The organism is Streptosporangium sp. NPDC006013 (genome assembly GCF_040614275.1).
Lineage (GTDB): Bacteria > Actinomycetota > Actinomycetes > Streptosporangiales > Streptosporangiaceae > Streptosporangium.
On the sequence record NZ_JBEXUE010000535.1, the window covers coordinates 1 to 6,452 of the forward strand.

General features: G+C 72.2%; 6 protein-coding genes. All 6 read right to left on the reverse strand.

What is annotated here, in order from left to right; translation table 11 throughout:
• Positions 1-496: AAA family ATPase (locus ABZ260_RS44095; protein WP_355629941.1), on the reverse strand; the 496-nt coding region annotated here is incomplete at its 3' end.
• A 12-nt stretch (positions 497-508) separates the two neighbouring features.
• A complete protein-coding gene (locus ABZ260_RS44100; RefSeq protein ID WP_355629944.1) occupies positions 509-1,876 on the reverse strand; it encodes a VWA domain-containing protein in 1,368 nt (455 codons plus the stop codon).
• Positions 1,873-3,273: a hypothetical protein gene (locus tag ABZ260_RS44105; protein ID WP_355629947.1), complete on the reverse strand. Its 1,401-nt coding sequence runs from the start codon at positions 3,271-3,273 to the stop codon at positions 1,873-1,875. The genes ABZ260_RS44100 and ABZ260_RS44105 overlap by 4 nt, the downstream gene beginning before the upstream one ends.
• Complete coding sequence (locus ABZ260_RS44110) at positions 3,273-3,779, reverse strand: hypothetical protein (protein ID WP_355629950.1); 507 nt, start codon at positions 3,777-3,779, stop codon at positions 3,273-3,275. Before ABZ260_RS44110 ends, ABZ260_RS44105 begins: the two co-directional genes overlap by 1 nt.
• Before the next feature lie 309 nt (positions 3,780-4,088).
• Positions 4,089-6,092: an RNA polymerase sigma factor gene (locus tag ABZ260_RS44115; protein WP_355629953.1), complete on the reverse strand. Its 2,004-nt coding sequence runs from the start codon at positions 6,090-6,092 to the stop codon at positions 4,089-4,091.
• Between the two features lie 33 nt (positions 6,093-6,125).
• Positions 6,126-6,452, reverse strand: a 327-nt coding sequence (locus tag ABZ260_RS44120; protein WP_355629956.1) for a YciI family protein, incomplete at its 5' end; no start/stop codon positions are given.

The window sequence follows — 6,452 nt, forward strand, 5'->3', positions numbered from 1 at the left end:
CGCTGGTCGAGCGGGTCAGCTCCTCGAAACGGCCGATCACCCCCCGCTCCATCGCCGTCATGATCGGCGAGGGGATCATCGACTCGCGGGACTGCCCCTTGGCGATCACCATGGAGACGTTCCAGGAGTACTTGATGTGGTCCTCGGTGGTGCCCGCCGTGCCCTGGACGCCCAGGGTGGAGTTGCGGCAGATGGCGGCGGCGAGCAACTCGGCCAGCCAGCTCTTGCCGGTGCCGGGGTCGCCGATGAGCAGCAGCCCGCGGTCGGAGGCCAGCGTCACGATGCTGCGCTCGACGAGACTCCGCTCACCGAACCACTTCTGCGAGATCTCTCGCTCCAGCCCGTCGGAGCGCTCGGAGCCGAGCACGAACAGTCGCACCATGCGGGGGCTGAGCCGCCAGGAGAACGGCTTGGGGCCGTCGTCGACCGACTCCAGCCAGTCCAGCTCCTCGGCGTACTTCACCTCGGCGGGCGCGCGCAACATCTCATTGGTCATCGGTAGGGGCTCCTAGGTGAGAAAGTTCTTCAGCTCGAACACGAGTTTGCGGATGTGGCCGGAGATCACCGGCGTGCCCAGGTCCTTGAGCCGCTGGCGGAACCATGGATTGACGCTCTGCTGGCCGCCGCTGCTCACCGAACCCACCGGGATGAGCCGGACGCCGGAGCGGTGCAGCGCCTCCAGCCCGGCGAAGACGGCCTCGCACTGCCATTCATAGAAATCCGAGATCCACACGACCACGGTGTTGCGCGGGTCGGAGACCTTCGGCTGGGCCAGGGTCAGGGCGGCCGTGCCGTCGGTGCCGCCACCCAGCTGGGTCCGGAGCAGCACCTCGAACGGATCGTTCACCCACGGGGTGAGGTCGAGCGCGCGGGTGTCGTAGGCGATCAGATGCACGTCCACCTTGGGCAGCCCCGCGAAGATCGACGCCAGGATGGTGCAGTTGACCATCGCGTCGACCATCGATCCCGACTGGTCGACGACCACGATCATCCGGGCCGGCGTGGTGCGCCTGGCGGTGCGCCGGTAGTAGAGCTGGTCGACGTAGAGCCGCTGGTCCTCGGGGTTCCAGTTGACGAGGTTCTTCCAGATCGTGCGCTCGACGTCGAGGTTGCGAAAGACCCGCTTGGGCGGCACCGAGCGGTCGATGGCGCCCACGCTGGTCTTCTCGACCTGCGTGCGCAGCACCTCGGCGACCTCGTCGACGAACCTGCGGATCAGCGCCTTGGCGTTGGCCAGCGCCACCCCCGACAGGTTGGCCTTGTCACGCAGCAGCTGCTCGATGAGCGACATGCTGGGGGTGAGCTGTCGGGCAAGGGCGGGGTCGGCCAGAACCTCACGCAACCGCATGCGGCTGACCAGGTCGGCCTCCAGGCCGGCCAGCACCGAGGCCAGCTCGCGGTCACTCACGCCGCCACCCGCACCACCACCCGCACCGCCCGCCTGGCGGCCGTCCTCACAGCCCAGGGCCTGCCTGAACCAGCCGGCGTCCTGCTGCCAGGCCGCGAGCCGGGTCGCGGTGACCTCACCCGCCCCGGTGGCGAAGACGTTGAGCAGCAGCTTCGACACCAGAGCCGCCCTGCGCACCTCCTGGCCGGCCTCCCGCTCCCCCGGTTGCTCCCCCGGTCGCTCCCCCGGGGCGAGCAGGTCCCGGAACTCCGCGGCCAGCTCGGGAAAACGCTGCACCAGGGTGTCCACAGACACCGAGGGGTCGAGCAACGCCGCGGGCAGTCCGAGATCGTCGACGATGGCCACGCCCGCGCTCTCCAGCGCGGGCTGCTCGTCGTTGTCGAAGAGGCGGGCGAGCAGCCGCCAGTAGAGCACCTGACGCCGGTTCTGCTCGGCGCTCGCCGTGATGTTCTCGCTGTGCCGGCTCATCGTCTCAGCAACCGTCCGGCTCGTTCGCGCAGCACCGCGACCGCGTCCCCCGCCCTGGCCTCGGCCTTGACCACCTTGGGGTCGGTGGGCCCCAGGGCCCAGTCGCCGCTGTGCGCCTCGATCGTCTCGCGCTTGACCTTGGCCCGCACCGCGAGCGGCTGCAGCAGCCAGCGGCCGCCGTCCCAGCGCATCAGCCCGATGCACTCCGAGGATCCGGCCACCAGCTTCGGCGTGAGCGGGCCGCAGGCGGGCAGTCCATCGGTGTCGACGGCGAGCACGGCGCCGCCCAGGTCGAACGAGCCGTCACGGGTGACCTGGTAATCCGCCACCAGCACCGGCTCGGCGATGAGCACCGGGTGGCGGTCCAGGGGCGGCGCGGCCGGCGCGAGCGCCCCGGCGAGGGAGACCCTGGCCACCGCGAAGGCGTCGACCGGCTCACCGGCCCGCGCCCGATCGTCATCCCACACCAGGTCACCACTGGCCAGCACGGGCACATCGGTGATCTCCAGGCTGCGCCGTTCGGCAAGCGCGCCCAGCAGCCGGGGATGGCGGTGCGGCAGCTTCCAGACGGCGGGACCGACGATGGTGTCCACCTTGGCGGCGGCCACGCTGGTGCGCACCAGCCGGGCCCGGCCGCCGCCGGCGGGCTCCAGCACGCCGTGCACCTGCATCTGTACGGCGGTGGCGTGCTCGTGCACGTCGACACCGAGGATCAGCAGCCGCCCCGACAGGCGCTCGGCCGCGACGCGCTCGCCGCTCTGGCCGCCCGCCCTGGCCAGCAGCAGGGCCCGGGTCCACAGATCGGCCCAGCGCCGTACGGGTAGACGCTCCATCGTGCCGATCGGGCAGCAGGCGCGCAGCTCGGCCGCCAGGCCGTCGAGCAGCACCGCCGGCCTGCGCTGCTCCGGCACGGCCAGCAGCGCCTCGATGGTCTGGTCCGAGGCCGAGACGAGGTCGTGGTCGACGCCGCGCCAGCCGGTGATGGCCAGCTCGCACAGCCAGGACCGGGCGGCGGCGAGCAGGTTGCCCGCGCCGTCCGCCTCGGGCTCCGGCGCTGCCTGCCACGGGGCGCGTTCGCGCCCCAGGGCCGCGTCCAGTTCGGCCAGCAGAGCGTCGTGCACGGCGCCCAGCAGCGCGGTCCGGCCGCCTGCCAGCATCGTCAGATGCTCCTCGGCGATCGAGCCGGAGACGACCTTGGCAGCGGCCTCCGCCGCCCCCTCGCCGATCGGGGTGAGCGCGAAGGCGCCGGCCAGAGCGGTCAGCGCCGCGGCGTGCTGCTCGGAGAGCCGGGCCAGCCCGTGCACCAGAGCCTCGTCGAAGCCGGTCACCAGTTCCAGCGCCTCCCCGAGGCCCGCCGGCTCGCCATCCCGCAGCCGGGTCAGCTGTGTGGCGAGCATCAGCGCACCACCCCCGTGGCCGGGAACCAGTGAAGCTCGGGGATCGGCGTGGTGGTGTCGGGCAGCTCCAGGTAGGCCAGGTGGCGCAGGAAACGGCTGAACACGGTGGCCGCGGGAGCGGGGCCAAGGCCGCCGCGCAGGCAGTCGATCAGGTCGGCCCCCTCGGAGACCTCGGCCCGCAGGTAACGGGCCACCCGGTCGAGGCCGTACTGCAGCACGGCCTCGGCGGTCAGCCCCCGCAGATGCTTGCACGGATGGGAACCGGACAGGCCACCGCACGGACGGTTGTTGTTGGTACTGCAGCTGTAGGTGTGGGTGGCCGCGGTGACGGAGGAGACGTAGACGCGGCCGATGTCCGAGCCGCTCGACACGACGCCCTGCAGCCGGCCGTCCGCCAGTTCGACGAAGGGAACCTTCGCCAGCTTGCGGGGCCGGACCGGTGGCACCACCGGCACCCTGCCACACTGCTCCCACGCGGCCGTGCCGGCCGGTAAACAGTCGATCATGAACCGGGAACCTATCTCACCGCTCCGACAGAAATCCCGCGAAGGAACCACATTCGCGGCACGCCATCCGACGCCCTGGCGGACCGGCGCGAATGGTGATCGAGACGCTGCGGGGGCTGCTGTTCGACACCCCGAGCAGGCCGTCGATGTCGACCAGTTCGGTGCTGGCCCGAAGACCCTTCGGGAGGTTCTCAATGGCCGGCAGGGGCGGGCGGTGCGCTCTACCCGATCGCTCTCCCGGTCGCCGCCTTCACGATCACCTCACCGGAGCAGCGGCATCCCTGATCGGGCGCATGGCGCCGAAGCGGTTCATCTGCTCCGCAGTTGATGGAGGGTGTGGCCGGTGGCCTGCTTGAACAGATATTCGGCCCGTTCGTAGGAGAGCCTGCGGCGGCCGGTCTCGGGGCACAGGTCGCCGGGGACGGGCCGGCGGCCGGGGCCGGGCCTGCGCTCGGACAGGAACAGCGGGCCGCGACGACGGCCCGCGATGAGCTGGGGGATGAGCTCGGCGGTGCCCGACCGCCAGTGAATCCAGCGGGACCCCGGCGCCCTGCCGCGCATCCCCGCCAGGTCGAGGTCCTCGACGTTGAGCGCGAGCACCGAGCCGATCCCGGCCGCGCTCTCGTGGAGCATCAGCCACAGGGCGCGCTCGCGCGGGGCAAGGTCCTGCCGCTCCCACAGCGCCTCGACGCGTGGCGGCTCCATGGGGTGGGTGCGCGACCGGGGCTCGGGCCGGCGACCGATCCCGGCGGCCAGGTCTTCGCTCAGCCGGCCCCGGTCCGCGGCCCAGGCGGAGAGGGATCGGACGGCACCTCGGTGCCTGTTCCACGTCGCGGCGGCGGCGCTCTCCCAGGCGGTGGCGAAGACCTCGGCGACCTGTCCGGCGGTCACGTCCCGCAACGGGATGTCGTCGCCGAGATCGCGACGGAGCCGGCTCATGGTCTGGCGGTAGGAACGGAGGCTCGCGGCGTCCAGGTCCTCACGGGCGAGGAAGGCGTCCGCGGCCTCGGCCAGGGTGACCGCGCCCCCCGGCGTGGCGGCGTCCGCGCAGGCCACGGCGCGTTCCAGCAGTATCGTGCGTTCGGGCACGTTGAGAGTGAGCGCCGCGGCCCGTTCGAACTCCCGCCGGGCCTCCTCGTGGCGACCGAGCCTGACCAGCAGGTCACCGCGCACGCTGGGCACCCGGTGGTAGCCCTTGAGCGCCGGCTCGGCCACCAGGGTGTCGACGAGCGCCAGCCCCGCCTCGGGACCGTACGCCATGGCCAGCGCGACCGCCCGGTTGAGCTGCACGACCGGGGTGGGCAGCACCCGGACGAGCGTTTCGTAGAGGGCGGCGATCTGCGCCCAGTCGGTCTCCTCCGCCGTACGGGCCCGCGCATGACAGACCGCGATGGCGGCCTGCAGCACGTACGGGCCGAGAGGTCCGCCGGATTGCCTGGCACGCAGCAGCGCCGCGAAGCCGCGGCGGATGAGGAGCTGGTCCCAGCGTCCGCGGTTCTGCTCGTGCAGCGCGACGGGCTCCCCCGACGGCCCCGTCCTGGCGGCCAGCCGGGACGCCTGGAGCTCCATCAGTGCGACCAGTCCGTGTACCTCGGCCTCGCCGGGCGCGAGCCCGGCCAGCAGACGGCCCAGGCGCAACGCCTCCTGGCAGAGGTCCTGGCGCGTCCAGCCGTCGCCGGCGCTCGCCGCGTACCCCTCGTTGAACACCAGGTAGATGACCTCGAGGACCGACGACAGGCGCGCGGCCCGGTCCGGCCCTGTGGGGACCTCGAAGGGGACCCCGAGTTCGGCGAGGGTGCGCTTGGCCCGGACGACGCGCTGCGCGACGGTCGGCTCGGAGACGAGAAAGGCCCTCGCGATCTCGTCGGTGCGCAGGCCGCCGAGCAACCGCAACGTCAACGCCACCCGGGACTCGGCGGACAGCGCCGGGTGGCAGGAGACGAACATCAGGCGCAGGACGTCATCGCCCACCTCGTCGTCGAGTGCCGCGTCGCTCTCGGCCTCGGTGCCGTCCGGCCGGGTGGCGAGCTCGTGGGCGAGCTGCTCGTGCCCGCGCTCGAGCCGCTCGCCGCGCCGCAGGTGGTCGATGGCGCGACGTTTGGCGACGGCCATGAGCCAGGCACCCGGATTATCCGGAACGCCTGAGTCGGGCCACCGTTCGAGGGCGGCGAGGAGCGCGTCCTGCGCGAGTTCCTCGGCCAGTCCCACGTCGCCCAGCATCCGGACGAGCCCGGCGATGATCCTCGCCGACTCCATCTTCCAGACCTCGTCGACCGCACGATGGGCGTCCCGGGGCATCACGGGCTCGATCACAGCACCCGCCGGGCCGGGTACGCAAGCGCCCGGTCAGTCCTGCGGGCCGAAGACCTGCTGGATGGTGCCCTCGCCCTCGCCGATGATCTTCCAGAAGCGCCGGGAGAGCTCGACGGCCTCCTCCTTCGAGCCCACCTCGATGAGCGCGAAGCTGACGATGGCCTCCTTGGCCTCGGTGAACGGCCCGTCGGTGACGGTCATCTCGCCGCCGGAGGCCGAGACGTGGAGGCCGGCCGGGTCCAGGCCACCGGTCGCCAGCAGCACCCCCGCCCGGGTCATCTCCTCGACGAACGCGGCCATCTCCGCGTGGACCGCCTCGCTCGGGGGTGCCGCGTCGCCGCCCTTGGTGGTCATCAGGAA